The following is a 1739-nucleotide window of genomic DNA, read 5'->3' on the forward strand; positions in this document are numbered from 1 at the left end:
AACTCGCAAAGTAACTAGTACCTTACTTGAGAAAAATAGAGGGATAATAGATACACCACCTTAGAGCAACTAAAGTCATTAGATGAGTTTATAGAAAATTTTTATAAACAATTCCCTGATCTTGATATAAAGATTATAGGAAAAGAAAGCGAAAAAGCATATATGCGTACGTTGTTCCAGTTAGTGCAAGAGTTTGGCTTAGATTTTCAAAACATATTAAATAGATTTGAGAAGTTTTTACATACAAGTAAATCAAATAAATCAATTGAGGATTGTCTAGGTAATAATAATACGCGAGTTTCGTATTCAATTTGTTTTAAAGTGAGTACAAAATCCCTTCGCCTGAACGGCAACCTTTCATAATTTCTTCTTTAGTTATCTGAGAACTTTAAGAACTAGTTAAAGGGAAATAAGCATCTATACCTACAAAATCGATATAAGGGGAGGCAAATAACGGATCTAGATTATACCAGCCACCGCTAGTGCGATGATATTCCGACCTATCGGCAGCTTAAGTAACTTGTACATTACTTCCTACTATTTTTTTACTAAATGTGCAAGATTACAAAGTTCGCTTACTGTCGGAAAATTATTGGCTGCATCTTTTATAGAACGCGAGTTTCGTATTAATAGAGGAACTGAATAGCTGGTAGTAACTGGGTTACGAGGATATTAGTAGTATTGTTTTTGTTATTACAAACCTTGAAAGGATAAGGATTATAGCATATTCATTAACCATAATTTAGGCATCTTAATACGAAACTCGCGTTTATGGAAGTTATGCTGATCAGCTCCGAGCATCGACATAATCTTTAACAAGTCGTGCGTAGTGTAGGATGAAATTATTATAACCCTTTTTAACTCGGTTAAGTAACGCACTAAACTAGCATCATTAATCGTGCCGCCGTAATGAGGGTTGTCACGCTCATCTTTAGAGATAATTTTAGCATTCTCCCTATTATAACTACCGACTTGCCAAGTGCATGAATATGAGGTTAGAGGGTCGTTAAACTCTATAGCCGGTTTTATGCTGCAATAGCCTATATCTTAAACTATCGCCGAACCAAGAAACTACAGGTGCTATCCATTTAATATTAGGGCAGGTGTTTTGTAGCTGATTAAGGCTAAATACACTATCTGCAATATTATAATGATTATGGGAGTTAATAGCCTCATGGCTTATAACACCGCCGTAAGAACTTTCTTGAGTTTTATATTGAACTTCCGTATCGTAAACAAATTCCCCTGATTCCGGGATCATGTTAATGCTACTGATTAAATTTTGAACTTTTGCATAATTCCTCGGTAAATAAATATTTCGTTTTCTTGTTACCTCAAATGAGAAATTTGGAATAATATTGCCGAAATCTTCTAAAGGTAATTCTTCAAATACTATATAGCTAAGTGACCTAAAAGCAGGAGTTTTACCGCTACCTAAGTTGGTTTCAATTAAAGGATCAGGTAATTGCGTTTCTGATCCTTTATATAATCTAAAATTATACTTACCTAAATTTATAACTTCATCACCCTCCCATACTCTATTAATTTCAGTAATTTCTCCTTCACAAATACTAACTGCAAAAGAAAAGAAATAGCTATATTCAGTGAAATTAGTAACGTATTTTAAGTTATGAAAATAATGGAAATATTCTTTATGACGGGTACTATTTGCGGCTTCTTTTATTGTGTCTACCCAAATTATTTTTCTGTTAACTCTTGCAGTACCGAAAATTAGAGGT

The 1739-nt window shown here is 33.5% G+C and carries 2 pseudogenes; both read right to left on the minus strand.

Going from position 1 to position 1739, the window contains the following annotated elements:
* Positions 1 to 388: 388 nt before the first annotated feature.
* Positions 389 to 457, minus strand: a pseudogene (locus REIS_RS16205) (hypothetical protein); the annotation flags it as partial.
* Between the two features lie 549 nt (positions 458 to 1006).
* Positions 1007 to 1739, minus strand: a pseudogene (locus REIS_RS11575) (hypothetical protein); the annotation flags it as partial.

The sequence above is a fragment of the Rickettsia endosymbiont of Ixodes scapularis genome, assembly GCF_000160735.1.
In the GTDB taxonomy this organism is placed as follows: Bacteria; Pseudomonadota; Alphaproteobacteria; order Rickettsiales; family Rickettsiaceae; genus Rickettsia; species Rickettsia tamurae.